Below are 24,953 nucleotides of genomic sequence, written 5' to 3'. Positions count from 1 at the left end.
ACAAGAGGTCTGTGCAGCAAAAACGGCGCCCGGAGGCGCCGTTTCGCGCGGCTGGCCGATTCAGCCCTGTGATGCTGATCAGTCGTAGTACGCGTCCCAGTAACAGGCGTCGATGACCTGGGTGTTGCCGCCGTCGACGTAGGCCTGCACCTGGTTCTGGCAGTACTGCTGGGTTTCGCCGGTGATCTCGACGTATTTCCACGAGTAGAGCTGGCCTTTCACGTAGTACGACGGCACGTGGTAGCGGATCAGGGCGCGCCACACGCCAGGCTCATACGGCGTGGGTCCGGTGGGATTGGGGTGGCTGGGATCAATAGCGGCGGCGGGGCCGCTGATGCCGCACAGGGCCGCGATGGCCAAGGTGGTGGAAAGCGCGGTAACCAGTGTGGAACGCGAAAGGCTCATGAGTCGTCCTCGAAAGTTGGCCGTTGCGGCAGTCGGGCGGGCCTGACTGCAGGGCACGGTCACGCTAGAGAGCCGCCTCGCCGACGAACACTACGAAGCAGGGACGAATTGGGGCGAAGGTGGGAACGATTCGATGCCGCTGCCGTGCCGGCTTCTGGCGCATGCCGCGGACAAGCCCACAGGCAATCAATCAGTTACGCGCAAGTTGTGCCCACTTTGTGCCACCGAACGCAGGTCACGATGGCCGATGCGGCTTCTACACTTGCAGCGACCATCACGCACCCGGGGAGTGCTCGCCATGCATCGTCGTTTTCGCTCGTTCGTGTTCCGCTCGCTGCTTGCCGGTGGGCTGGTGCTGGTGTCCACGGTGCATGCGCACGACACGCGACCGGCCAACTTCTGCCCGGCCGGCGGGACCGAAATGGTGGTTTCGCACTTCACCCTGACCCCGCAACAGCTGCAGCAATACCGCGACGCCCATATCGCCGCGGGCGAAGCCTCGCCGATGGAATGCCCAGACAAATCCTGCGGCATCGTCGATGACTGGTACTGGGCCAGTGCGATGGCGATGGAACAGTGCGCGCCGATGGAGAAGTCGTTGCTGGCGCAGGACACGCCGGCACCCAAGGTCCAGCTGCCGACCTACTTCTATGCGCCTGCGCCCGACCATCACAAGCTCTACCGTTTCAAGGACGGCCTGACCGGCGTGTGCGTGGTGTGCGTCAAACCGGAAAGCAGCAGCACCAGCACGTACTGAACTGCGCGTTGCTTCGGCTCTATCGACTCGAAAGCCGCACGATGCGGCCGCTACCGGACGTCGTGAGCCGGTTCACACCAGCGCGCGCCGGCGGGTATAGGTCAGGAGCGCTTCCACCCGCTGCTGCACGATCGTCTGATCGTCGCTGCTCAGCGCGCAGTGGCCCTGTACGAAGTAAGCCGTGCGCAGGACGTCGCGCCAACGTGGCTGGCGCGGCAGCTTGGCCAGGGTCAGATAGCGCTCCATGGCACGTGCGCGCAGCCGGCCACCATCGATGGTCACGCGCCAGATGCGGCTGCGCTCGGCCAGCTCCAGGGAGTTATGTCCGCTGGCGCGCTCCCACGCCTCCACTACCGACAGCATCAACTCGACCAGCGCGCGCCGGAACCCGTCGCGCAGATCCTCTTCGAGCGGACTCTGCGGTTCGCCGGGTCCGGACTCCAATGCCGGCGCCGCATCCATCGGATGATCGCCTTCGCGCAGGGTCAAGACAATCAGGCCTTCGCTGCCACTCCATGCGGTGAGCTGCACCTGCAGCGGCCGCGCGGATGCCGGGGTGCGCAGTTCGATGCGCTGCGAAGCGATGTCCTCACAGCGCTCCAGCGCGGTGCTCAGCAACTCGCGGTCATCGGGAATCACGTAGTCGCCGAGCGTTCCCATCGCCTCGGCGGATCCTTGCAGCAGATCGCGCGCGGCGCGGTTGGCGGCGAGCACCTGGCCTTCGGCGTCGAGCAGGCAGACCGCGTCTTCGCGGCTATCCAATAGCGCCTGAAGACGCGCGCGATCGGCATTCAGTGCCTCGGTCTCTCGGCGATAGCTCGCCAGCGCGGCGTCCTGATGGACCTGACGCTGCGCTTCCAGCACGCGCGTCCGCTGACGCCGCCGCAACCACACCAGCGAGACGGCAAGCCCGACGGCTACAGCAAGGACGATGGTCAATCCAAGCAGCAGGTTGCGCTGATGCAATTGCGCCTGCTTCAGCCGGTTTTCCGCCGCCAGATTGGCGATGGTGCGATCGCGCTGAGCGGTTTCGAAACGCGTGCGCAACCAACCGAGCTGGCGATCGTATTGCGCCCTGGCCGACTCACGTTCGAGTGTGTGCGCCCGGCGCTCGCTTTCCAACGCGCTGGCGATATCGCCCGTAGCCTGCTGCAGCTGCGCCAGCTCCAGCAGCAGCTCGACGCGCTCTGGTGCATCGGCGGGTGTGACCGCCAGGGCCTGATTCACCAACGTCCGCGCGTCGGGGACCTGCCCCGTCTTACGCAAACTGCGTACGGCCTGCAGATACAGGTCCGCGGGCACGGGCAGCAGCTGCCGCCGGGCCAATTCCATGGCCTGTATGCGCCACTGCCCGGCCTGTGCCTGCTCCTTGCGCAGCAAGGCCACGCGGATGAGGCCGGCGTACACGCGAAGCTGATACGCGTAATGATCGTGCTCGCGATAGGTATGCAACGCCTGCTGTAACCAGGCATCGGCGTGACTGTCGATACCGCGATCCAGATCGAGCGCGCTCATGCTTTCCAGCACATGTGCGGCTTCGATCGCGTTGTCGGCGCGACGGAACGCCTCCAGCGCCTGCTGGTAGTAGGCCATCGCCTGAACCGGATCGTCCTGTTTGCGATAGACGTCCGCGATGTTGTTGAACACTGCGCCGCCGACCGTGCCGGTGCGACGCTGCAGGTCCAGGCTCTGGATCAGCGCCTGCAACGCGCCGCGCAGGTCTCCCAACCGGCGCAGTGCGGTTCCGATGTTGCTCAACTCGCGCGCAATAGCGCTGGTGTCGTCCTGATCGCGCGCCACGGCGAGCGCGCATTCGAAGTGCCGCAGCGCCTGCGGAATGTCTTCGCGCCGATAGGCCAACGCCCCACGGCGGCGAACCAGCTGGTACAGCTGCGGCCCTTCGCGGTTCGCAATGGCTGATTGGGCGCAATCGAGTGCTTGCGCCGCCGCATCGAAGCGGCCGGCGCCGGTGTCGGCATGGGCGGCATCAAGCCATGCCTGAGCCGCGGCCATCGGATCGGCCGGCGAATGCTCGCGCCGGCATTGCGCTGCCGTCGGCATGGCGGGCGGCAGCAGACGTGCAACACAGGCCGGGGCCGCATCGGCGACCGATGCGGCCAGGCCCAGCGTGGCGACGAGCGCCACGCTGCAGACTGCGCGTCCCTGCGTTGCGCTCATCGCCGCCTGGCGGTGGTTTACAGCGACTTCGCCGCGGCGATCACGTGCTCGACCGTGAAGCCGAAGTGCGGCAGCAACTTCTCGATCGGTGCGCTGGCACCGTAGGTATCGATGCCGATCACCGCGCCATCGAGACCCACGTACTTGCGCCAGAAGTCGCTGACGCCGGCTTCGATCGCGACGCGCTTGCGGCAGGCCTTGGGCAGTACGGAGTCGCGGTACTGCGCGTCCTGGCGATCGAACACGTCGGTCGAGGGCATCGACACCACGCGCACCTTGTCGCCGAGCTGCTCGGCGGCCTGCATGGCCAGGCCGACTTCGGAGCCGGTGGCGATCAGGATGATCTCCGGCGCGCCGACCGAATCCTTCAGCACATAGCCGCCACGTTCGATATCGGCGACCTGCTGCGCGTTACGCGGCTGATGCGCGAGGTTCTGGCGCGAGAAGATCAGGCAGCTCGGGCCGTTGTAGCGCTCGATCGCCTTCTTCCAGCACACCGCGGACTCGACCGCGTCGCAGGGACGCCACACGTCGTTGTCCGGGATGTAGCGCAGCGAGGCGAGGTGTTCGATCGGCTGGTGGGTCGGGCCGTCTTCGCCCAGGCCGATCGAGTCGTGCGTGTAGACGTGGACCGCGTGCGCGCCCATCAGCGCGCTCATGCGCACCGCGTTGCGCGCGTAGTCGCTGAAGACCAGGAAGGTCGCATCGTACGGGATGAAGCACTCGTGCAGACCCAGACCGTTGCTGATCGCGGTCATCGCGAATTCGCGCACGCCGTAGTAGATGTAGTTGGCATTCGGATCGTCGGTGGCGACCGACTTGCTGCCCTTCCACAGGGTCAGGTTCGAATGCGCGAGGTCGGCCGAGCCGCCGACCAGTTCCGGCAACAGCGGCGCGTAGGCTTCGATCGCCATCTGCGACGCCTTGCGCGAAGCGACCACCGGACCTTCGGCCTGCAGCTTGGCGATGTAGGCATCGGCGGCTTCGATGAAGCCTTCCGGCAGCTCGTTGCGGTTGCGGCGGACGAGCTCGTCGGCGAGTTCCGGGTACTGCTTGGCGTAGTTGTCGAACAGCGTATTCCACTGGTGTTCGCGCACGGTGCCGGTGTTGTTGGCGCGCCAGCCGTCGTAGATCGCCGGCGGGATTTCGAACGCGCCATGCGGCCAGTTCAGCGCATCGCGCGTGGCGGCGATTTCGTCCTTGCCCAGCGGCGCGCCGTGGCTGGATTCCTTGCCGGCTTTGTTAGGCGAACCGAAACCAATGGTGGTGCGGCAGCAGATCAGGGTCGGCTTGTCGCTCGACTTCAGCGCGGTTTCGATCGCAGTCTTGATCTCGACAGCGTCGTGGCCGTTGACGCCGCGCACGACATTCCAACCGTAGGCCTCGAAGCGCGCCGGCGTGTTGTCGGTGAACCAGCCGTCGGTGTTGCCGTCGATCGAGATCTTGTTGTCGTCCCAGAACGCGATCAGCTTGTTCAGGCCCCACGTGCCGGCCAGCGACGCGGCTTCGTGCGAGATGCCTTCCATCAGGCAGCCGTCGCCCATGAACACCCAGGTGTGGTGGTCGACGACTTCGAACTCGGGACGGTTGAAGCGCTGCGCCAACAGCTTCTCGGCGAGCGCCATGCCCACGGCATTGGCGAAGCCCTGGCCGAGCGGACCGGTGGTGGTCTCCACGCCCGGGGTCATGAACTGCTCGGGGTGGCCCGGGGTCTTGGAGTCGAGCTGGCGGAACGCCTTGAGGTCGTCGATCGACAGGTCATAGCCGGCCAGGTGCAGCAGCGCGTACTGCAGCATCGAGCCGTGGCCGTTCGACAGCAGGAAGCGGTCGCGGTTGAACCACTGCGGGTTGTTCGGGTTGTGGCGCAGGAAGTCGTTCCACAGCACTTCGGCGATGTCGGCCATGCCCATGGGCATGCCCGGGTGACCGGAGTTGGCGGCCTGGACCGCGTCGATGGCAAGGAAACGGATGGCGTTGGCGAGGTCGCGGCGCGTCGTCATGGGTGCTGGGAATTGAGGCGGAAAAGAGGTGCGGCGACCCGAATCGTCCATGGGGCTGCCGGAAAGGCGGCCATTGTCCCATGAAGGCGGGGCCGGGGTCCTGCCCGGGATTCGTAGGGCGCCCAAGCCCGCGGTAGGGAGCGCGAGCTTCAGGGGGCGTGAGCCCGATGCCGTTACGCGGCCAGCGACAGCCTCTTGTCGGCAGAAGCGTCTGCATAAACTTTTCTTTAATCGCAGTCCGACACCTTTCCGACCCGGCACCCCCAACGATTCGAGCATCTCCTGCGGAGACCTCGCGATGCGCGCCCTGCCGCTGTTCGCCCTCTGCACCCTGTGGTTGCTGCCACTGCCGGCGCGGGCGGGTGGGCCCTTCCTGATCGACCACCGGGTTACCTACGACGACTCGGGCATCTGGAAACGCAGTTACCAGAAAGACCTCGCCGCCGGCCTCGCACTGACCACCATCGGCGGAGCGGTGTTCGGCGATAACGACACGCGGCTTGGCCGCACTTTCGATCAGGCGCTGGACTCGATGGTACTCACCGCCGGCACAACCACGGCGATGAAGTTCGTGTTTTCGCGCGAGCGCCCCAGCCAGAACGCCAGCTCCAGCGACTTCTTCGACGGCAGCGGCTACGGCAGTTTTCCCAGCGGCGAAGTCGCCGAGATGGCGGCCGTCGTCACGCCCTTCATCGCCGAATACCACGACGACCACCCGGCCGTGTATGCGCTCGCGCTGCTGCCCGCCTACGACGCAGTGGCGCGAGTCAAGGTACGCGGGCACTGGCAGAGCGATGTGCTGGTCGGAGCCGCCGTGGGCGTGGGCATCGGCCTGTACGCACACCATCGCAAGACGCCGCTGATCATGGGGCTGATGCCCCATGGCGGGGTGATGCTCGGCTACGCAAAAAAGTTCTGATGCGGACTAGCCCGCTGCGTCGGCCCGAGCGGCCGGGGTAGCGCTCTCATCCCGCGACACCATCGCCGCGATGGCCAGATCGCCGGTCACGTTGAGCGTGGTCCGGCACATGTCGAGGAAGTGGTTGACGCCCAGAATCAGGCCGATGCCCTCAGGCCGCACCCCGACCATGGCGCAGATCAACGCGACCACCGGCAGCGAACCCGAGGGCACGCCCGCGGTACCGATACCGCCGAGGATGCAGACGAACATCACCGTCACCTGCTGCGTCAGCGTCAGCTCCACGCCGAAGAACTGGGCCAGGAAGATCACGGTGACGCCCTCGAACAGCGCGGTGCCGTTCTGGTTAGCGGTGGCGCCGACAGTAAGCACGAAGCGCGAAATCCGGCGCGGCAGATGCAGCTCTTCGTCGGCGACCCGCAGCGACGTCGGCAACGTCGCATTGCTCGATGCGGTGGAGAACGCAAGCAGCATCGCTTCGTGCACGCTGCGGAAGAACGCCAGCGGCGAACGCCGGGCGATCAGCTTCAACGCGATCGAATACGTCACGAACAGGTGCAGCGCCAGCGCCAGCACGACCACGCCGACATAACCGGCGAGCTTGAACAACAGGTCCCAGCCGAACACCACGGTCATGTTGAACATCAGGCACGCCACGGCGTAGGGCGCGAGGCGGATCACGAAGCCGATCAGGGCCATCGACACGTCGAACAGGCCCTGGATGCCGCGCGTCAGCGTTTCGGTCGCATCGTTGCGCACCACCACCAGGCCGATACCCAGCATCAGCGCGAAGAACATCACCGACAGGATGGTGTTGTTGTTCGAAGCGGCTTCGACGATGTTGTCGGGCACGATCGACAGCAGCATGTCGAGGCCCTTGGGCTGTTCTCCCGCATCACTGATGATGCCGCGTGCGCGTTCGGCGTTGTCGCTCAGCAACCTCAGAGCCTGCGCTTCGTCGACGCCGGCGCCGGGGCGAAACAGGTTGACCAGCACTAATCCCAGCACGACGGCGAGCGCGGACATCACTACCGTGTAGATCAGCGTGCGCCAGCCGACGCGACCGAAAGCGCGCACGTCGCCCATTTCCGACACGCCGATCACCAGCGCAGAGAACAGCAACGGGATCACCAGCATGAAGATCAGGCGCAGGAAGATCGTCGCCGCCGGCTGCGTGAGATAAGTTGTGAGCGTCTTCACCCAGGGCGCATCGGCCCCAACGGTGTAGTGAACGACCAATCCGAGCGTGAGGCCGACCAGGAAGCCAATCAGCATCTTCCAGTGCAACGGCAGCTTGCGTGAGGCAGTGCGACTGGTTTCGTCCATGGCCCGGCTCCGACAGCGGATGCACGAGCTTAGCAAGCTGACGCGGTGTCGTTGGTCAACGACGACCGGGCAGCCATTCAAAGAAAAACGCCCCGCAGTGGCGGAGCGTTTGGGAGCTTAGAGAGCGGTCTCGGTCGCAGGTAATTCGGCTTCGGCGATCTCGCCGCTGCGCGCTGAGACGACGACGGCAGTCGCCAGGTCACCGGTGACGTTGAGCGAAGTACGGCACATGTCGAGGAAGCTGTTGACGCCCAGGATGATGCCGATGCCCGCGGGGTTGAGGCCGATGATGCCGCAGATCATCGCGATCACCGGCAACGAACCGGACGGAATCCCGGCGGTACCGATGCCGCCGAGGATGCACAGGCCCAGCACCATCAGCTGCTCGGCGAGCGGCAGATGCAGGCCGAACACCTGGGCCAGGAACAGCACGGTCACGCCTTCGAACAGCGCGGTGCCGTGATGGTTGGCCGATGCACCCACGGTCAGCACGAAGCGGCTGACCTTGCGCGGCAGGCGCAGGTTTTCTTCGGCGACGCGCAGCGTGACCGGCAGGGTGGCGGTGGAAGACGCGGTGGCGAATGCGGTCAGCACGGCTTCCTGGCTGCCACGGAAGAACGTGCGCGGCGACATGCCACCCATGATCTTCACCCACAGCGGCAGCACCACGAACATGTGGATGGCGAGCGCCAGCACCACGGTGACGACGAAATAGGCCAAACCGGCCAGCACGTCCCAACCCAGCTGCGCGCACAGGCCGAACATGAAGCAGGCGACCGCATACGGCGCCAGGCGGATGAACAGACCGATCAGACGCATGCAGATTTCGAACAGGCCCTGCAGCGCATGCTTGAACGCCTGCGTGGCCGACGACGGCGTCAGCACCAGGCCGATGCCGATCATCAGCGCGAAGAACACGATGCCCAGCTTCTGCTTGTCGTCCACGCCCGCGGCGAGCACGTTGTGCGGGACGATGTTGACCAGCAGATCCAGGACCTTGAGCTGCTGGCCACTGGCGACGATGTCGCCGACCTTGCCGGCGTTGCTGCTCATCGCCTTCTGCACCAGCGCGGGATCCATGTGCAGGCCGGGCTGGATCAGATTGACCATCAGCAGGCCGATACCCACGGCCGCGCCGGTGACACTCGCGGTGTAGAGCAGCGTGCGCCCGCCGAGCCGACCGAGGCTGGCGATGTCGCCCAGTTCCGCCACGCCCAGCACCAGCGCCGAGAACATCAGCGGCAGCACCAGCATGAACAACAGGTTGAGGAAGATCTGGCCCGCAGGACGCGTCACGTATTCGATGACACCACCAATGAAGGGCACATCGGCGCCACCGTACACATGGGCCACCAGCCCGAGCGCGGCGCCGAGCACGAAGCCGATCAGCACCTTGAGATGCAGCGGGAGGCCCTTGGCAGTGGCGGCAGGCAGGCTGATGTGGGTCATGCGGGAATCTCGTCGGGCAAAACAGCGGCGAGATTACACCAAGGGCCCGCGTTCACTTTCATGAAAAGCTGGCCTTCCGGCGCCCTGCTCCCATTACCGTGCGGCCGGTCCGCCTTTACCCACGACGGGATACAGCGGCGGCAGCAGCGAGGGCGCCGTGTCGTCGGGGCTCGCCCGCCACTTCGGCCCCTGCGCGAATGCCCGGCGCAATTGCTCCCGTGCGGAAGGGCCATCGCCGCCACCCCAACGGGCACGCTGCAAGGCCTCCAGCGCGGCACGCTGCAGCGGGTCGTCGAGTCGCGGCAACAGCGCATCCAGATCCTGGACGGGCGGCCGGGCCATCGCGCAGAGGGTCTGCGCGACCTCGGCAAAATCGCCGGTGGCAAGGGCGCGCCTGAGCGCCTCCGGAGCCACTGCGGGCGCTTCGCCGGATGTACGCGAAGCCGGTTTCGGCGTGGCCACCGGATGCGCTCGATGATGCAACGCCCACACCAGGGTAATCAGCCAGAGCGCCGCGAACAGGAGCGTCGCCAGCACCCAGCCTCGATTTGCTCCGCCGGTAACGGTACTCAACCGCGAAACGGTTCCTGTCGGGGCCGCCTTCGCGTCAGGCGCGATAAGGCCCGTTTGTTGCCCACCCTGGGTGGCGCGCACCTGCCATGACAAGGGAGGCAGGCTGGTAGTGCGTGGCGTGCCGGACGCGACGTCCCACCATCCCAACCGCAAGCCGGACAAGGTGACGGCTCCCGCATGCGAAGGCACCAATGAGAAGCGACGGGTGAGTTTCACCCGCGGTCGCCCATCGCGGAAGGTTTCGTCGGCCTGCACCGGCTCGGGGAATGCCTGCACACCGTCCATCGGTGGCAGCTGCAGTTCGGGCATCTGTGCGGCGGTGGCACCATCCGCGGTGGCTTCGATCACCACGGTGCCGGCGCTGCCCGCCTGCAATTCGCGCGGCGCACTTGCGTAACGCAATTGCAGGTCGCGCAGCGGCAACCACGGTTGCGGTGCATTGGCAGGCACGGCGTGCACCTGCAACACCCGTGTCGGTGCCTGCGCGCTAAGGGCGCCGCCGCGATCGCCGAACAGTTCGTCGAAGAAGCCACCCGTTCCGCGTCCTTCGAAGCGCGCGCCAGGCACGGTCACCGCACCGCTATGTTCTGGGATCAATTGATAGCGGCGTTCGATCACCATGTAGCGCCGGCCCGCGACGTCGCGGGAATAGCGCACGTCCTCGCCGATCTGCTGCATCGATGCGCCGTCGGGCGGTGGCTGGTCGAGTTCACCCGACACCAGTGGCGCGGCCGAATACAGCCGCACCACCCAGCCCACCGTCTGCTGCACGTAGGGGTCAGGATCATCGGGCTCGCTTTCGAGGAAGACATCGTCGCCGGCGTGCGACGGCGCGGGCGCGCTGACCGCCTCCACCTGCAGCGCCACCGGTTGGGTGCGCGCGCCGCCGACACTCAAGGCGGGAATGACGATGCTGCCCACGCGACGCGGTTGCAGCGCGACGGCGTAGAGACTGTGTACGCCACGATTGTCCATCTCCGTGCGGCTGCTGCGTCCGCTGATGGCGAAGTCGCGCAGCAGCGGATCGTAATCGGGACGCGCCATGCCGTCGGTCTGGATATTCAGGGTGACGGTTTCATTCGCATTGATCCGATCGCGATCTAGCCAGGCGCGGGTCTGCGCGACGGCGGCGGACGACAGCAGCATCAGCAACAACACGGCGAGAATTCGCTGCACGGTGGGAGCCATCGTTTTCATTCTTCAGCCCTACCCCGGGAAACGCGACGCTCGTACTCCAGACGGAATTTCGCCCGCAACAAACCACCCGGATCGTCCGGCACGCGCCGAAGCCAGGCCTCATTGGCCAGGCGACGCTCACGCTGCTCCGGGGTTTCCTCGCGACGTTCCCGGCCCCGCTGCGGTGATTTGTCCTGCGCCTGTTTCGCCTGCTGCAGGGCGCGCTGCATGCGTTCGCGTTGTGCGCGATCGGCTTCCTGCTGCGCGTTGGCATCCTGCGGCTTCGCTGGCGAGGGTTGCGCTTGCGCGCGATCGTTCGGGCGCTGCGAAGGATTCGCCTGCTTCTGCGGCGCGGATGAAGAGGGCTTCTGCGAATTGGACGCCTTGCTGCCCTGCGAGGGAGACGATTGCGGATTGGACTGGCCGCTTTGCGACTTCTGCCCGGCGCCCTTTCCGCCACCCTGTTGCTGACGCTTCATCGCCGCTTCGACGGCGCCCTTGTTGGCCAGCGCGTCGGGCATGCCGGGTTGCCGGCGCAACGCCTGGTCGTAGGCTTCGATGGCTTTCGGATAGTCGCCGGACTTCGCCAAGGCGTTGCCGCGGTTGTAATGCGCGGTCGCAGAATCCACTCCTGCGTATTCCTGCGCCGCAGCCTTGAAGTTGCCGCTCCGATACGCCTGGTTGCCACGTTGTACCTGCGCGTATTCCGCCTGGTCGGAGCGGCGCCACAGGTCGGCGGCGTTTGCCTCGCGCAGCGGCAGCGCACACGCCAGGAGCAATACGAATGCCCCGGCATTGCGGCGACGGAAGGCGAACAATCCCAGCAACATCAGCGGCGGCAGCAACCAATAGCCTTCGTCACGCCAGACGCGACCGGCGCCTCCCGCGCCGCCCGCGTCGGCGTTGTCGGGACTCAGCACACCCAGCGCTCTCAGGTCTGTCTCGTCGTCGGCCATCGTGGCGTAACGACCGCCGCCACTCGTCGCAAGCCTGCGCAGGGACGCGTCATCGAGCCGTGCCTGCACAATTGCGCCCTCGCCGTTACGAAACGCGGCGCCGGCTTCGGTACCCATTCCCAGCGCGGAGACACGATAACCATGCGCTGCAGCCTCCGCAGCGGCGTCGCGTGCATGGGAGTCCGCATGATCGGTCAGCACAACGATATCGCCGCGGGTCGCACCGGCACGCTGCAGCAATTGCACCGACCATGCGATCGCCGCATCCGCGCGTTGGCCATCGCGCGGCATCACATCCGGCTGCAACGCGTCGAGGAACACCGCGACGTTGCCGGCATCATCGGTCAGCGGCGCCACCGTGAAGGCGTCACCGGCGAAGACAACGAGGCCGATCTGCCCGCCCTGACGCTGCCGCAGCAACGAGGCCAATTTGGCGCGCGCGTGTGCCAACCGTGTGGGCGGCAAATCGCCAGCCAGCGCAGCGCTCGACAAGTCCAGCGCGACGATCAATGGCATGCGGCTCTGCCATAAGGGCTGCTCGGATTGCCGCCAGCTCGGTCCGGCCAGCGCGAGTGCCGCCATTAGATACGCCAGGCTCGCCAGCACCAGCCCGACGCGGCTGCGCCTGTCCTCCCGCACTTCAAGCAATCGCGGGAGCAGATGTGCATCGACCACGTGTTGCCAGACGCTGCGCTCACGCCGACGGCGATGCCACCACCAGATCAGCACCGGCAACAGCACCAGTGCGCACAGCCACCATGGGCGTAGGAAATGCAGCGCAAACATGCCAGCCCACGGACTCATGCCCGCCTCCGTGGCCATGCGAAGGCCAGCAGCGCGCATACGAAAGCCGCTGCCAACGGCCAGTCATAGCGTTCGTATCTGGGCCGCACGGCCTGGCCTGGACGGCGCACCGGTTCGAGCCGGTCGATCTCCGCATAAATGCCCGCAAGCTCGGCGGTATCGCGCGCGCGGAAGAATTGCCCGCCGGTCTGTTGCGCGATTGCACGCAGCGTGGCCTCGTCGATTTCATCGCCCGCGCCAGGTAACGGCAGCTTGAAGCCGAACAGCGCAATCGATCCCTCGCCACCGAAGGCGATCGTGTGCACGCGCACGTGTTCACTGCGGGCCAGTTCGGCCGCCTTGCGCGGATCGAGCACACCCGCGGTGTTGACGCCATCGGTCAGCAGGATCAGGACACGCTGTTCGGCTGCCTGCGTGCGCAGACGTTTGACCGCCAGGCCGATCGCATCGCCGATGGCGGTTTCCTGACCGGCGAGACCAACCACGCTGTCACCGAGCTGCTCGCGCACGGAATCGCGATCGCGGGTCAGTGGCGTCAGCGCATAGGCGTGCCGTCCGAACACGAGCATGCCGATGCGGTCGCCGGCACGACGATCGAGGAAGTCCGCCAACACCGCCTTCGCAGCGGTCAGGCGATCGACCGGACGCCCGCCCAGCTCCATGTCCGGCTCGCCCATGCTGCCCGACAGGTCGAGCGCCAGCATCAGGTCTCTTCCCAGCTGCGGCGGCTGGACGGCCTCGCCGAACTGTTGCGGCCGGGCCGCCGCGATGCACAGCAGTATCCAGGCAACCGCCGCGAAGGGATGGATGCCGCCGACGCGCATTGCATGTGCCTTGCCGACGGAAATCGTGTCGAGACGCTCTCCATACGGGACCTTCAATGCTGCGCCCATGCTGCGCGCCGCGGGCAGCCACCAGCGCGCCAGCAGTGGCAGCGGCAGCGCCAGCAACAGCCACGGCCAGGCGAACAGCTCACGCAATGCGTCGAAGGAGGCGAGCGTCGACATCGCTATCGCACCATCCACGCCACGAAGCGTTGCCGCGCCAATGCGCGCAACGCAGCCACTTCACGGGGATCGGCTTCGCGACGAAAGCCACCCTCGAGCAGCAAGCGGCCGACGCCATGGGTGAAGGCCTGCAACATGTCGGTCCCGTCGAGAAACGCCAGCCAGGCATCGCCCTGAAACCGATCGGCCTGCGGATCGCGTTGCCGCGCGCAACGACGCAACAGTTCCGACATCGCCGCGACCTGCCCCACCGGCGGCTCCATCTCGGGCACGGATCGATCGAACAGTTCCGCCATGCGCTGCAACCGCAGCTGCTTGCGCTTTCGCCACCACAGATAGGCGACCAACGCCGCCGCAAGCACCGCGGCCACGCCCCACCAACCCGGTGCGGGCGGCCACCACGCCGGCGCCGTGCCCGGATGAATATCGCGCAAGATCAGGGTGGGATCCCGCATCACGCCACCAATGGTCGCGCACGACCGAGCAGCGGCAGCCACGACTCGCTCGGCGCATCGGTGGAGAGTGTCTGTACGCGAATGCCGCGCGAAGTCAGTGCGTCGATGGCGGTGTCGGAAACGCCGAACTCGCGCAGCCATCGCTGTCGTTGCGCCGCGGATGCAAGATCCAGCTCACAACGATGCTGGCCGCTGCTGAAGGGCAGCGTGTTGCGCGGCGGCGAGGTTTCCAGTGGATCGACCAGCATCAGGACCACGACCTCGTGATGCTGGGCCAGTGCCGGCCACCGCCGTTCGGCGATCGCGGCAACGTTGCGTGGATCGGCCAGCAACACCAACCGCGCACCGGGTCGCAACAGGCGTTGCGCGTGATCGAGTGCAACGGAAAGGCCAGCGTCTTCCGACGGCGGTTGCGCATACCAGCGCACCAAGGCATCCAGCACGCGCAGGGCGCCGCGCGTGCCCGAAGCGGGGGCGATTGGCGCTTCGCGCACGCTGCCGCGCAACGCGGCGATCCGGTCGCCGTCGCGCGCCGCTGCCCACGCGGCTACGGCTCCCGCGCGTGCCGCCTGCACCGATTTGAAGCGCACACGCGTTCCGAAATAAAGCACCGGCGAGGTATCGGCGACGATCAGGGTCAGGCGTTCGCGTTCGGCCTGGAAAAGCTTCGTGTGCGCACGGCCGGTGCGGGCGGTGAGCCGCCAATCGATATGGCGTGCGTCATCGCCGGCCACGTATTCGCGGGATTCGGCGTATTCCATGCCGCGGCCACGCAAGGGCGATAGCGCGTGCCCGCTCACGCCGTGACGTCCCTGACGGGCATTGTGGCGGCCGCTGACGGACGCACGCAGCGCGACCAGTTCCGCCAATGTCGGCTGGATACCGTCAGCCATCGTCGTGCGTGTCCATCAATGCCACCCGTGCCGTGTCGGTAGCGCTCAGGGCAGCGGCACACGCCGCAGCAGTTCCACCACGAGCCGGTCGCCGTCCCAGCCTTCAGCCGTAGCTTCGTAACTGGGCAGGATGCGATGGCGCAGCACATCGGGCGCGATCGCGCGCACGTCGTCCGGTGTGACGAAGTCGCGGCCGGCGAGCCAGGCGTGCGCACGCGCGCAGCGTTCGAGCGCGATCGAGCCACGCGGACTCGCGCCCCAGGCAATGCGACGCGCCAGCGCCGTGTCGTAACGCTGTGCGTCGCGCGATGCGAGCACGAGTTCCACCAGGTAGCGCTCCACCGTAGGCGCTACATGCAGGTCGAGCACTGCCGCCCGCGCAGCAAAGACATCCGCCTGCGACATCCGCGTCACGTTGGTTGCTGCGGCATGCATGCTGGCGCGGGCACGCTCGCGGGCCAGTCGGAGGATCTCGGTTTCGGCAGCGACTTCTGGATAGCCGATGCGCACATGCATCAGGAACCGGTCGAGTTGCGCCTCCGGCAGCGGGAACGTGCCTTCCTGCTCGATCGGATTCTGCGTTGCCATGACCAGGAACAACCGCGGCAGCGCATAAGTCTGCCGACCCACTGTCACCTGGCGCTCGCCCATGGCTTCAAGCAATGCCGATTGCACTTTGGCCGGTGCCCGGTTGATTTCGTCGGCCAGCAGCAGCGGATGGAAGATCGGTCCGGGTTGGAATTCGAAGCGGCCATCCTGCGGACGCCACACTTCGGTGCCAGTGAGATCGGCCGGGAGCAGATCGGGGGTGAACTGGACGCGGGCGAAGTCCGCCTCGAGACGCGCAGCGAGCGCCCGGATGGCGCTGGTCTTGGCCAGGCCCGGCGCTCCCTCGACCAGAAGATGGCCGTCGGCGAGCAGCGCAATCAGCAGGCGCTCGATAAGCGCGGCCTGACCCACGATTTCTGCCGACAGCTCCGCGCGCAGGTCGCGGAAGGCGTCATGCAATCGTGCGGTGTCCGTGCCTTGCGTGCCGGCCGGGATCGGAGGAATGGTGCTGTCCATCGGTTGCTCGCTTGCGAATCCGATGCATTTTGACCCAAGAAGCGGCGCGAGGTTCATGGCGCCAGCTCGGTTTTCAGCCTCGCGACAGCCTTGGTACCACATCACGATGTCGAAGCCTTTCGCGGAAACGCAACGGGGGCCTTGCGGCCCCCGTGTGTGTATTCAACAACCGGCGCGCTTAGCGCTGCGCCACCTGCAGGACCTTCGGCGTGACGAAGATCAGCAATTCCGCCTTTTCCTTGTTCTTGCCCTTCTTCTTGAACAGATTGCCGAGGAAGGGGATATCACCGAGGAATGGCACCTTCTGGACGTCGCTGCGATCGCGGAATTCGTACACGCCACCGATCACCACCGTCTGGCCATCTTCGATCAGCACAGCCGTGTTGACTTCGCGCTTGTTGATCAGCGGCACGCTGCCGATCGAGGCTTGAATAAAGTCCTCAACCTCGTCCTTCTTCACATTCATGTTGAGGAAGACGCGACCGTCGTTGGTAATGGTCGGCGTGACCTTCATTTCCAACAGGACGTCCTTGAACTGCACGGTCTGCTGGGCGACGTTGCCGCCAGCACCGGCGCCCTGGGTGACCGTCACGTAGCCGACTTCCTGACCCTGACGGATCACGGCTTCGCGCTGGTTGCTGGTCACGACGCGCGGGTTGGAGATGACTTCGCCGCGGCCTTCTTCCTGCATGGCAGACAGCTCTACGTCGAGCAGGTAGCCGGCATTGAGAATCGACAGCGCGAGCGCCCCGGCCGGGTTCTGGACCGGCAGGTCGACGTTCATGGAGCGGTCGAAGGTGAACCCGTTCCGCTGTCCGGCCACGACGCGATTGGCGCGCTCGATGGCGTTCGCCGACGAGGAGTCGGTGCTGCCACCGAAGCCCAGCGAACTGCGGTCACCATCCTTGCCGATGGCGCCGTGCAGGCCGAACTTCGCGCCGACTTCGCGGGCGAACGTCTCAGTGGCGATCACGATGCGGGCTTCGATGATGACCTGGTCCACCGGACGGTCGATCACCTTCACCAGCTCCCTGAGCTGCGCGATCTTCTTCGGAATGTCGCTGATCATCAGCGTGTTGGTGCGGTCATCCGCAACGAGTCGCCCGCGCTGCGACAGGAAGCCGTTATCACCTTGATTGTTGCCGCCCTGGCCGCCCTGGCCGCCCTGGCTGGCACCGATACCCTTAGCCTCGGTCAGCGCCTTAAAAATCTGGCCAGCATTGTGGTAGTTGATCTGGATGTACTCGGTCTGCAGGTCGACGCGGTTGTCCAAGGCGATGCGCGCATCTTCCTTGTCCTGTTCGTACTTGGCGATTTCGGCCTGTGGTGCGATCCAGACGACATTGCCGCTGCGACGCTTATCCAGCCCCTTAGCCTGCAGGACGATATCGAGTGCCTGGTCCCACGGAACATTGACCAGACGCAGCGTCACGTTGCCCAGGACCGTGTCAGCCGCAACGACGTTGAGGCCCGACTCTTCGGCGATCAGCTGCAGGACGGTACGCACCGGCACGTCCTGGAAGTTGAAGGTCACCGGACGTCCGGTGTACCCACGCGAAGCCGGAGCACCGGCCGTCGTGGCGCCCACCGCACGCTGCTTGCTCGCACTCGCTGCGCGCGGAATGATCTCGACGATGTAGTCGCGGCCGGTCTGGTAGGCCATCGATTCGTAAGCGCCAGTGGTATTCAGAACCAGCTGGGTGCCGGTGCCGGCGGTACGCGCATCGATCGACTGCACCGGCGTGGCGAAGTCGGTGACGTTGAGCGGCTTCTGCAGATTCGCAGGAAGCTGCGCGTTGCCGACGTTGATCGTCACCGTGGAACCGGTGCTGCGCAGGTCCGGAGCGGCACCGTCCCCGTTGAAACGCAGGATCAGCTTGCCCGCGCCGCCGTCGCCGCGCTTGAAATCGATGTTCGACACCGAGATGGTGCCGGGCAGCTGCTTCGCCGGATCGTTGCTTGGCATCGGCGCCGTGGAGGGCGCCAGCTGCGCGACAAAGGTCGGCGTAAAGCTGCCCTGCGAAGGCGATGCAGCATTGGCCTGAACTGCGCAGAACCCGGCTAGCAGCCCGATTGCGAGGCCGATGCCGGTGCGCTTGGAGCGGTTGGCGTTGAAAACGGTCATCGTGTCATCCCCCAATCATTGATCTTCTAATGCGACCGACGCTGGACGTTCCAGCCAGCCACCCGCGCCATCCGGCACCAGTTCCACCAACTCGATGCGATCTTCAAACACACCCGTCACACGACCGTCGCTCTGGCCCATGTAATTGCCCGGACGTACCCGATAGGTCACCTTGTCCGGCGCCATCACCAGCGCCACGATCCCAGCACCGTGTCCCAGCGTGCCGACCATGTCGAGGCTGTCCAGCGGGAACTGCTCGAGCGTCTGCTTGCGACGCTGGCGGTCAGGCCGAGGACCGGAGCCCGAGTCGGAATCGGTGAAAGCGGTGCTGAAAGGATCGCGCAGCGAATAAGCGGCATATTCAAAAGTTTCGAATTGCTGCATCACCGGCAGCGGCTCCAACGGCGGCGCGGGACGCGCCTTCACCTCGGCCACCCATTTTTCAAGGTTCGGAGCTTCGCCGGGCGTGCTGGTGATACCGCGAGCGCAGCCGGCCAGGAGCAGCACCACCGCAACCCCGAGGGCCGCGTTGCGTCGAAATGCATTCAAGCGATCAGGATATCCGCGCATCTCACGCCCCCCCCGGTGCCGAGCCAGACTTCGCAGCGTCCTGAGCGGCCTTTTCCTGCTCGGCGACTTCTTCTTCGTCCAGATAGCGATAGGTCTTCACGGTGCCGGCAAGTTCCAGCGGGCTGTTGGGGGTGATCGGCACGGCCTTGCCCGACCGGTCCTTGTCACGCGGCTTCAGCGAGATGTCGTGCATGGTCATGATCACCACGCGCGGCAGCGTTGCCACGCCGCTGACAAAGCCGCCGAACTGGTGATAGGTGCCCACCATGCGCAGCGCGATCGGCTTCTCGGCGTAGAACTCCTTCGGAACTTCCGGACCAGGCTGGAACAGCTCGTTGCTGATACCGGTGGCCAGTGCGGTTTGCGAGATGTCGACGATGAGGTCAGGCATCTCGGTCTTGCTGGGCAGCTGGCGCAACATCTGCTTCAGCTGCTCTTCCATCTGAGCCAGCTGTTGCTTGAGTGGTTCGAGGTTGGCCGCACGCCCCTGCTTGGTCTCGAACTCCTGGCGGAGTTCGGTTTCCTTCGCTTCCAGGCCGTTGAGCTCGTCCAGCTTGTCGCGGACAAACAGCCACCAGCTCAGGAAGATGATCAGCAGGGAGATAATGACGCAGAAGCCGATCTTGGCCTGCTGCGGCCAAGCGCCCATGTTGTTGAAGTCGAGTTCGCGCAGTGAGAATTTCTTGGCGCTCACGAGGCGGCTCCTTGTTTCACGGGGGCGGCAGCCGGGGCTTTGTCGGTCGGAGTGGCAGCAGGGGCTGCCGGGGCAGCAGGCGCGGCGCCGGCGGGAGCCGTGCCGGCAGGCGCGCTACTCGGCGCAGGCGCGTCCGGCACGCCGTCACCATCTTCATCCTTCGGTGCGTTCGGGTTGGCCAGCTTGACCGCCAGCTTGAACTCGTTCGGCAAGGCCTTGTCGTCGCCCTTCGCTTCGATGATCGACAGGTCCGGCTTGGTCATCCAGCCCGAGCCTTCGAGATTTCGCATGTAGGTACTGACGCGTGCATTCGACTGCGCGCGGCCTTCCAGCGTGAGCGTGTCTTCATCCTGCTTGATCGAGGTCAGGATCACGCCATCGGGAATCGTGCGGACCAGCGAATCGAACAGATGCACCATCTGCGAGCGGTTGGCTTGCAGCTTTTCGATGATTTCCTTGCGCGCGAGCAGCTTGGCCTTCTTCTCGTCGAGCAACTTGATCTCATCAATCTGCTTCTGCACCTGCGCGATCTGATCGGTCAGGTACTGGTTGCGCTCGTTCTGGCCGTTGATCTGCGCCTTGTAGTAGCCCACCAACAGGAACGACAGCAGGACCGCACCCAGCGCCGACATGGCGAGCAGGATGCTGAATTCCTTCTGACGCTGCTTGCGCCGTTCGGCGCGCCAGGGGAGGAGGTTGATCCGTGCCATCAGTCGAAGCTCCTCAAGGCCAGGCCACAGGCGATCATCAGCGCGGGGGCGTCCTGCGCGAGGGCATGTGCCTGTACGCGCGGGCCGAGCGTCATGTGGGCCAAGGGGTTTGCGACCAGGGTCGGCACGCCAAGCTGCTCTTCCACCATCTGCGCAATGCCCGGAATGGCGGCGTTGCCACCGGCCAGCACGATCTGGTCGACGCGGTTGAATTCGCTACCCGCGTAGAAGAACTGCAACAGGCGGCTGACCTGCTGGACCATGGCTTCCTTGAACGGCTCGAGCACTTCGGCCTGGTAGCTCTCCGGCAATCCGCCCTGGCGCTTGGCCAGTCCGGCTTCCTCGTAGCTCAGGCCGTAGCGGCGCATCACCTCGTCGGTGAGCTGCTTGCCGCCGAAGACCTGTTCGCGGCTATAGAGGCTGCGACCGTTGCGCAGCACGTTGAGCGTGGTCATCGTCGCGCCAGAGTCGATCAGCGCGGTGAGACCATCGCGCGGGCCGCTTAACTGGTTGGCGAGCAACGCGAAGGCGTTCTCGATCGCGAAGGCCTCGACGTCCATGACCTTGGGGGTCAGGCCGCCGATCTCCAGCGCGGACGAGCGCAGCTCGACGTTTTCGGAACGCGATGCCGCAAGTAGCACCTGCAGCGTTCCGGGATTGTTCGGCATCGGGCCGAGCACCTCGAAGTCGAGGTTTACTTCCTCGATCGGGTACGGCACGTAATTGACGGCTTCGAGCTCGACCTGGGACTCGAGATCCTCCTCGTCCAGATCCGCAGGCATCGGAATCACCTTGGTGATGACCGACGACCCCGCAACCGCGGCGGCCGCGTACTTCACCTTGGTGCCCGAGCGGTTGACCGCCCGCTTGATGGCCTCGCCCACCGCCTCGACCTCGACGATGTTCTTTTCGACCACAGCATTCGGCGGCAGCGGCTCGACCGCATAGTGCTCAACCCGGTAGCGGTCGCCAGCCCTTGAGAGCTGCAACAGCTTTACCGCGGTCGAACTGATGTCCACGCCGACGAGGGTCGGCTGGCCTTTTGTGACGATCCCCACGATTTTTCTCCCCATGCCACAAGCGCTTACGCGCACTTCGTGTGGCCGTGCCTTAAATATCGGACTTTACCCGGGCTGGCAACTCCCCCGAGCCCCGAACTGCCAACCAGACCGCTTTTCCCTCCCAACGCTGAACCGGAACCGGAACGGCCGTGGCAGTCGCGAACCCCTAGCAGGACCCCCGGTTCGGTACCCCCCACCCAACCTCTGGCGCAAGCCTACCCCTGCCACCCTGGATCTGATCCGGCACCGCCGGCGCGATAAAAAAAACGGCCAAGTGGCGCGCGCTCACTCTTCCGACCGCGAATCTGCGCAAACCAAACAGTGGGACCAACGTCGCAAGCGCGACCTCGTCAGTAAGCAGTTGCCGTTCGGGGTCGCTATCTGCCTCCTCTATACTCTCCGTCCATAGCACCCGCAATCCTCGCTACTCAGGAACTCCGCTTGATGCCCCGTCTACGTCGTTTGCTGCGCTGGGCGCTGATCGCGACCACCAGCGTAGTTCTGCTTGGCGCCATCGCGCTCGGCACGCTCTACTTCCTGATCGCTCCCAAGCTGCCGGACGTGGAAACCCTGCGCAACGTCGAGCTGCAGGAGCCGATGTACGTCTATGCCCGTGACGGCCGTCTGATGGCGCTGTTCGGCGAGACACGGCGCTATCCGGTCAACATCGAAGACGTACCCGAGCGCCTCAAGCAGGCGTTCCTGGCCGCCGAAGATGCGCGCTTCTACAAGCATCATGGCGTCGACTATAAGGGTGTGGCCCGCGCGGTCTGGCTGCTCGCCACGACCAACGACAAGCGCGTGCCGGGTGGCTCGACGATTACCCAGCAGGTCGCGCGCCAGTTCTTCCTCAGCCAGGAATACAGCTACAAGCGCAAGATCGCCGAAATGATGCTGGCGATGCGCATCGAGAACGAGCTGAGCAAGGACGAGATCTTCGAGCTCTATCTCAACAAGAGCTTCTTCGGTCATCGTTCCTACGGCGTGGGCGCCGCGGCCGAGTTCTACTACGGCAAGAAGTTGAACGAGCTGACGCTCGACGAGATGGCTTCGCTCGCGGCGATTCCGAAATTCCCGTCGACCGCCAACCCGCTGAGCAATCCGGCCCGCGCCAAGGAACGTCGCGACGTCTACATCCTGCAACGCATGGCGCAGCTCAGGTTCATCAGCCAGGCCGAGGCCGACACGGCCAAGGCTGCGCCGATGCATGCCACGCCGCACGAGCGTCCGGTTGAGGTCAACGCCCCATATGTGGCGGAAATGGTTCGCCAGGAAATGGTCGCGCGCTATGGCGCCGAGGCCCTGACCAAGGGCTATCACGTCGTCACCACCATCGACCCGACACTGCAAACGCAGGCCGACCAGGCGATCCGCGAGGGCTTGCGCACCTACGATCTGCGCCACGGCTGGCATGGGGTCGAACAGCATTTCGATCTCGCCAATGACGAGGACGAAGCCACGACGCTGGCGCGCGTGCGCAGCGTCTCGCCGCAGGCCGACCTCTTTCCGGCGATCGTGCTGGCCACGGATGACAGTGGCGCGAAGGTGCTGCTGAGCGATGGTCGCCAGCTCGACCTGACCGCCAGCCAGGGTTGGAACAACCAGGCCCCCGCAAAGCTGGTCAAACGCGGCGACCTGGTACGCGTGCTGCGCACCGAAACGCCCGCCGCGCCTGGCGCCGGCGGCAAGCCGGCCGCTCCTGGCGTCCGCTACTCTCTCGGCCAGGTGCCGCGGGCCCAGGCCGCACTGGTGTCGCTGGAACCGTCGAATGGCGCGCTGCGTGCGCTATCGGGTGGCTACAGCTTCGCCGGCAATAAGTTCAATCGCGCCACGCAGGCACGCCGCCAGCCGGGCTCCAGCTTCAAGCCGTTCGTTTACGCCGCGGCATTCGAGCGTGGCTTCAATCCGGCATCGGTGGTGCTCGACGCCCCCGTCGTCTTCAAGGACCGCCGCGGCCATCTGTGGCGGCCGCAGAACGACACCGGCAACTTCGCCGGCCCGATGCGCCTGCGTGAAGCAATGGTCCAGTCGCGCAACCTGGTGTCGGTGCGCCTGCTAGATGCCATCGGCGTCGACTACGCGCGCAAGTACATCAGTCATCTCGGCTTCGAAGAAACGCAGCTGCCGCCCAACCTGTCGATGTCGCTCGGCACCGCCTCGCTGACGCCCCTGTCGGTGGCGCGCGGATTCTCTGCCTTCGCCAATGGCGGCTTCCTGATCACGCCGTGGTTCATCGATGAAGTGCGCGACAACAACGGCGCCGTGCTGTTCAAGGAGAAGCCTGCGACTGCCTGTCCCGACTGCGCCGTCGGCACGGCGGGCAAGATCATGGCGGCGACGTCTGCGAACTCTACCGTTGTCGACGGCTTCGATCTGGGACCTGCGGGAGGCAGCCAACCGGCCGTCAAGGAAACCGAACAAAGCAAGCCCAAGCAAGCCAAGACGCCGCCCGCCGACATGGTGGTCGCGCCGCGCGCAATGGATAACCGCATCGCCTACCAGATCGTGTCGATGCTGCGTGACGTCGTGCTGCGCGGCACAGGCACGCCAGCCAAGGTGCTCAATCGCGAAGACGTGGGTGGCAAGACCGGGTCGACGAACGATCATCGCGACGCCTGGTTCTCGGGTATCGGTGGCCCGTATGTGACCACCGTCTGGGTCGGGCGCGACGACTTCAAGTCACTGGGCTATCGCGAATACGGCGGTCGGGCGGCGCTGCCGATCTGGATCGACTACATGCGCGTGGCGCTCAAGGACAAGCCGGTTGCGGTGAACGAACCGCCGCAAGGCATGGTGAAGGTGTCGGTCGCCGCGAATGGCACGTTGCTGCCGGAAGGTAACGGCGGCGTGGTCGAGTGGGTCAAGGCCGAGGACCTCGATCGCATGGAAACCTATGTCGATTACGGTCCGCAGGACACGCTGCCGACCGAAGAGTCGTTCGACATCTTCTGACGGTTACAACGGCGTCAGGCAACTCAGCATCAAGTGAAGCGGGCTTCGGCCCGCTTCTTCGTTTGCGGGTCACAAAACTGCATCGGCAGCAACGCGCGCTCGGTGCCGGCATTCCTGATTCACTTCAACCGTGCTAGCTTGCCCCTGCCGGCACGCGCCGGCCGCGGCGAAGTGCTCGCCGTGTCGTGCCAGCCGCGGAGGACGTCATGCGCCACGCCCGACAGCACGCACACCAACACGCCCAGACCCGCACCCACGAGCGCCGTCGCAGCCTCGCCCATGAAGCCGCGCGCCTGATGGCGGAGGGCGGTATCCGCGACTATCACCAGGCCAAGCTCAAGGCAGCGGAGCGACTGGGCATCCACGACGACGCCTCGTTACCGCGGAATCGCGAGATCGAGGACGCGCTGCGCGAGTACCAGCGCCTGTTCCAGCGCGATAACTCATTCGAACAGCGCGCGCGCCGCGAAGCCGCCTTGCGCGCGCTTGAATTTTTCGCCGAGTTCGAGCCGCGCCTCGTCGGCCCGGTGCTCGACGGCACAGCCGACGCGCGCACTGCGGTCTCGCTCCACCTGCATTGCGACGATCCTGAGGCCGCGCACCGCCATCTGGACCAGCACGGCATTCCGGCCGAATCGCGCACGCGCCGCATTCGCCTCGATCGCGAGCGCAGCGAGGAGTTTCCCGTCTGGGTGTTCAGCGCCGAAGGACTGCCGTTCGACCTGACCGTGCTGCCGCGCGACGTGCTGCGACAGGCACCACTCTCCAGCATCGATGAGAAGCCAATGAAGCGCGCTTCTGCCAGCCAGCTGCGCCAGCTCCTGGCCGACGAAGAAATCGCCGGTTACGAGCACGACCAACGGTGAAGCCGAAAACAA

General features: G+C 65.5%; 20 protein-coding genes. 4 read left to right on the top strand and 16 right to left on the bottom strand.

Features of this window, described 5'->3' with window-relative positions:
- Positions 1-78: 78 nt before the first annotated feature.
- Complete coding sequence (locus ACYVGK_RS03855) at positions 79-405, bottom strand: hypothetical protein (protein ID WP_460731914.1); 327 nt, start codon at positions 403-405, stop codon at positions 79-81.
- A 298-nt stretch (positions 406-703) separates the two neighbouring features.
- On the opposite strand from ACYVGK_RS03855, the gene ACYVGK_RS03850 reads away from it, so the two are divergent.
- A complete protein-coding gene (locus ACYVGK_RS03850; RefSeq protein WP_460731913.1) occupies positions 704-1,162 on the top strand; it encodes a hypothetical protein in 459 nt (152 codons plus the stop codon).
- A 72-nt stretch (positions 1,163-1,234) separates the two neighbouring features.
- Here the strand turns inward: ACYVGK_RS03850 and ACYVGK_RS03845 are convergent, their stop codons facing one another.
- Positions 1,235-3,340, bottom strand: coding sequence for a tetratricopeptide repeat protein (locus tag ACYVGK_RS03845; protein WP_460731912.1), 2,106 nt, complete (start codon positions 3,338-3,340; stop codon positions 1,235-1,237).
- Between the two features lie 17 nt (positions 3,341-3,357).
- Positions 3,358-5,340, bottom strand: a complete 1,983-nt coding sequence (gene tkt / locus ACYVGK_RS03840) for a transketolase (RefSeq protein ID WP_460731911.1) — start codon at positions 5,338-5,340, stop codon at positions 3,358-3,360.
- A gap of 298 nt (positions 5,341-5,638) precedes the next feature.
- On the opposite strand from tkt, the gene ACYVGK_RS03835 reads away from it, so the two are divergent.
- Positions 5,639-6,259, top strand: a complete 621-nt coding sequence (locus tag ACYVGK_RS03835; RefSeq protein WP_460731910.1) for a phosphatase PAP2 family protein — start codon at positions 5,639-5,641, stop codon at positions 6,257-6,259.
- A gap of 6 nt (positions 6,260-6,265) precedes the next feature.
- Here ACYVGK_RS03835 and ACYVGK_RS03830 read toward each other — a convergent pair whose 3' ends face one another.
- From ACYVGK_RS03830 to ACYVGK_RS03770, 13 genes are all read right to left on the bottom strand, one after another.
- Entirely contained in the window at positions 6,266-7,585 is a 1,320-nt protein-coding gene (locus ACYVGK_RS03830; RefSeq protein ID WP_460731909.1) for a dicarboxylate/amino acid:cation symporter, read from the bottom strand.
- Between the two features lie 117 nt (positions 7,586-7,702).
- Positions 7,703-9,034, bottom strand: a complete 1,332-nt coding sequence (locus ACYVGK_RS03825; RefSeq protein ID WP_460731908.1) for a dicarboxylate/amino acid:cation symporter — start codon at positions 9,032-9,034, stop codon at positions 7,703-7,705.
- Positions 9,035-9,127: 93 nt separating this feature from the next.
- Positions 9,128-10,795: a BatD family protein gene (locus tag ACYVGK_RS03820; protein ID WP_460731907.1), complete on the bottom strand. Its 1,668-nt coding sequence runs from the start codon at positions 10,793-10,795 to the stop codon at positions 9,128-9,130.
- A 5-nt stretch (positions 10,796-10,800) separates the two neighbouring features.
- Positions 10,801-12,543 (bottom strand): VWA domain-containing protein, encoded by a 1,743-nt coding sequence (locus tag ACYVGK_RS03815; protein ID WP_460731906.1) that lies wholly within the window; start codon positions 12,541-12,543, stop codon positions 10,801-10,803.
- A complete protein-coding gene (locus tag ACYVGK_RS03810) occupies positions 12,540-13,550 on the bottom strand; it encodes a vWA domain-containing protein (protein ID WP_460731905.1) in 1,011 nt (336 codons plus the stop codon). The genes ACYVGK_RS03815 and ACYVGK_RS03810 overlap by 4 nt, the downstream gene beginning before the upstream one ends.
- Before the next feature lie 2 nt (positions 13,551-13,552).
- On the bottom strand, positions 13,553-14,005 hold the full coding sequence (locus ACYVGK_RS03805) for a DUF4381 domain-containing protein (RefSeq protein WP_460731904.1): 453 nt from the start codon (positions 14,003-14,005) through the stop codon (positions 13,553-13,555).
- Positions 14,005-14,898, bottom strand: a complete 894-nt coding sequence (locus ACYVGK_RS03800; protein ID WP_460731903.1) for a DUF58 domain-containing protein — start codon at positions 14,896-14,898, stop codon at positions 14,005-14,007. The genes ACYVGK_RS03805 and ACYVGK_RS03800 overlap by 1 nt, the downstream gene beginning before the upstream one ends.
- Before the next feature lie 45 nt (positions 14,899-14,943).
- Positions 14,944-15,963: an AAA family ATPase gene (locus tag ACYVGK_RS03795; protein WP_460731902.1), complete on the bottom strand. Its 1,020-nt coding sequence runs from the start codon at positions 15,961-15,963 to the stop codon at positions 14,944-14,946.
- Between the two features lie 178 nt (positions 15,964-16,141).
- Positions 16,142-17,929, bottom strand: coding sequence for a type IV pilus secretin PilQ (locus tag ACYVGK_RS03790; RefSeq protein ID WP_460732439.1), 1,788 nt, complete (start codon positions 17,927-17,929; stop codon positions 16,142-16,144).
- A 174-nt stretch (positions 17,930-18,103) separates the two neighbouring features.
- The gene (locus tag ACYVGK_RS03785; protein ID WP_460731901.1) at positions 18,104-18,658 is read right to left on the bottom strand and encodes a pilus assembly protein PilP; all 555 of its coding nucleotides are present in this window, start codon (positions 18,656-18,658) and stop codon (positions 18,104-18,106) included.
- Position 18,659: 1 nt separating this feature from the next.
- Positions 18,660-19,352 (bottom strand): type IV pilus inner membrane component PilO, encoded by a 693-nt coding sequence (locus ACYVGK_RS03780; RefSeq protein WP_460731900.1) that lies wholly within the window; start codon positions 19,350-19,352, stop codon positions 18,660-18,662.
- Complete coding sequence (locus ACYVGK_RS03775) at positions 19,349-20,062, bottom strand: PilN domain-containing protein (protein WP_460731899.1); 714 nt, start codon at positions 20,060-20,062, stop codon at positions 19,349-19,351. Before ACYVGK_RS03775 ends, ACYVGK_RS03780 begins: the two co-directional genes overlap by 4 nt.
- The gene (locus tag ACYVGK_RS03770) at positions 20,062-21,135 is read right to left on the bottom strand and encodes a pilus assembly protein PilM (RefSeq protein ID WP_460731898.1); all 1,074 of its coding nucleotides are present in this window, start codon (positions 21,133-21,135) and stop codon (positions 20,062-20,064) included. Before ACYVGK_RS03770 ends, ACYVGK_RS03775 begins: the two co-directional genes overlap by 1 nt.
- A gap of 432 nt (positions 21,136-21,567) precedes the next feature.
- Here ACYVGK_RS03770 and ACYVGK_RS03765 point away from each other — a divergent pair, with 432 nt between their 5' ends.
- Positions 21,568-24,075: a penicillin-binding protein 1A gene (locus tag ACYVGK_RS03765; protein ID WP_460731897.1), complete on the top strand. Its 2,508-nt coding sequence runs from the start codon at positions 21,568-21,570 to the stop codon at positions 24,073-24,075.
- A 206-nt stretch (positions 24,076-24,281) separates the two neighbouring features.
- Positions 24,282-24,941 (top strand): hypothetical protein, encoded by a 660-nt coding sequence (locus tag ACYVGK_RS03760; RefSeq protein WP_460731896.1) that lies wholly within the window; start codon positions 24,282-24,284, stop codon positions 24,939-24,941.
- The last annotated feature ends 12 nt before the right edge of the window (positions 24,942-24,953 follow it).

This window comes from Lysobacter tyrosinilyticus, assembly GCF_054779815.1.
Note: the sequence above shows the minus strand (reverse complement) of the source record. Positions and strands in the feature narration are given on the sequence as shown.

Coding starts and splice junctions, on each gene's coding strand:
- ACYVGK_RS03800 (WP_460731903.1), bottom strand. CDS start 14,898: ATGGCTGACGGTATCCAGCCGACATTGGCGGAACTGGTCGCGCTGCGT.
- ACYVGK_RS03815 (WP_460731906.1), bottom strand. CDS start 12,543: ATGAGTCCGTGGGCTGGCATGTTTGCGCTGCATTTCCTACGCCCATGG.
- ACYVGK_RS03825 (WP_460731908.1), bottom strand. CDS start 9,034: ATGACCCACATCAGCCTGCCTGCCGCCACTGCCAAGGGCCTCCCGCTG.
- ACYVGK_RS03805 (WP_460731904.1), bottom strand. CDS start 14,005: ATGCGGGATCCCACCCTGATCTTGCGCGATATTCATCCGGGCACGGCG.
- ACYVGK_RS03770 (WP_460731898.1), bottom strand. CDS start 21,135: ATGGGGAGAAAAATCGTGGGGATCGTCACAAAAGGCCAGCCGACCCTC.
- ACYVGK_RS03855 (WP_460731914.1), bottom strand. CDS start 405: ATGAGCCTTTCGCGTTCCACACTGGTTACCGCGCTTTCCACCACCTTG.
- ACYVGK_RS03790 (WP_460732439.1), bottom strand. CDS start 17,929: ATGCCAAGCAACGATCCGGCGAAGCAGCTGCCCGGCACCATCTCGGTG.
- ACYVGK_RS03810 (WP_460731905.1), bottom strand. CDS start 13,550: ATGTCGACGCTCGCCTCCTTCGACGCATTGCGTGAGCTGTTCGCCTGG.
- ACYVGK_RS03820 (WP_460731907.1), bottom strand. CDS start 10,795: ATGGCTCCCACCGTGCAGCGAATTCTCGCCGTGTTGTTGCTGATGCTG.
- ACYVGK_RS03785 (WP_460731901.1), bottom strand. CDS start 18,658: ATGCGCGGATATCCTGATCGCTTGAATGCATTTCGACGCAACGCGGCC.
- ACYVGK_RS03775 (WP_460731899.1), bottom strand. CDS start 20,062: ATGGCACGGATCAACCTCCTCCCCTGGCGCGCCGAACGGCGCAAGCAG.
- ACYVGK_RS03830 (WP_460731909.1), bottom strand. CDS start 7,585: ATGGACGAAACCAGTCGCACTGCCTCACGCAAGCTGCCGTTGCACTGG.
- tkt (WP_460731911.1), bottom strand. CDS start 5,340: ATGACGACGCGCCGCGACCTCGCCAACGCCATCCGTTTCCTTGCCATC.
- ACYVGK_RS03765 (WP_460731897.1), top strand. CDS start 21,568: ATGCCCCGTCTACGTCGTTTGCTGCGCTGGGCGCTGATCGCGACCACC.
- ACYVGK_RS03795 (WP_460731902.1), bottom strand. CDS start 15,963: ATGGACAGCACCATTCCTCCGATCCCGGCCGGCACGCAAGGCACGGAC.
- ACYVGK_RS03760 (WP_460731896.1), top strand. CDS start 24,282: ATGCGCCACGCCCGACAGCACGCACACCAACACGCCCAGACCCGCACC.
- ACYVGK_RS03845 (WP_460731912.1), bottom strand. CDS start 3,340: ATGAGCGCAACGCAGGGACGCGCAGTCTGCAGCGTGGCGCTCGTCGCC.
- ACYVGK_RS03850 (WP_460731913.1), top strand. CDS start 704: ATGCATCGTCGTTTTCGCTCGTTCGTGTTCCGCTCGCTGCTTGCCGGT.
- ACYVGK_RS03835 (WP_460731910.1), top strand. CDS start 5,639: ATGCGCGCCCTGCCGCTGTTCGCCCTCTGCACCCTGTGGTTGCTGCCA.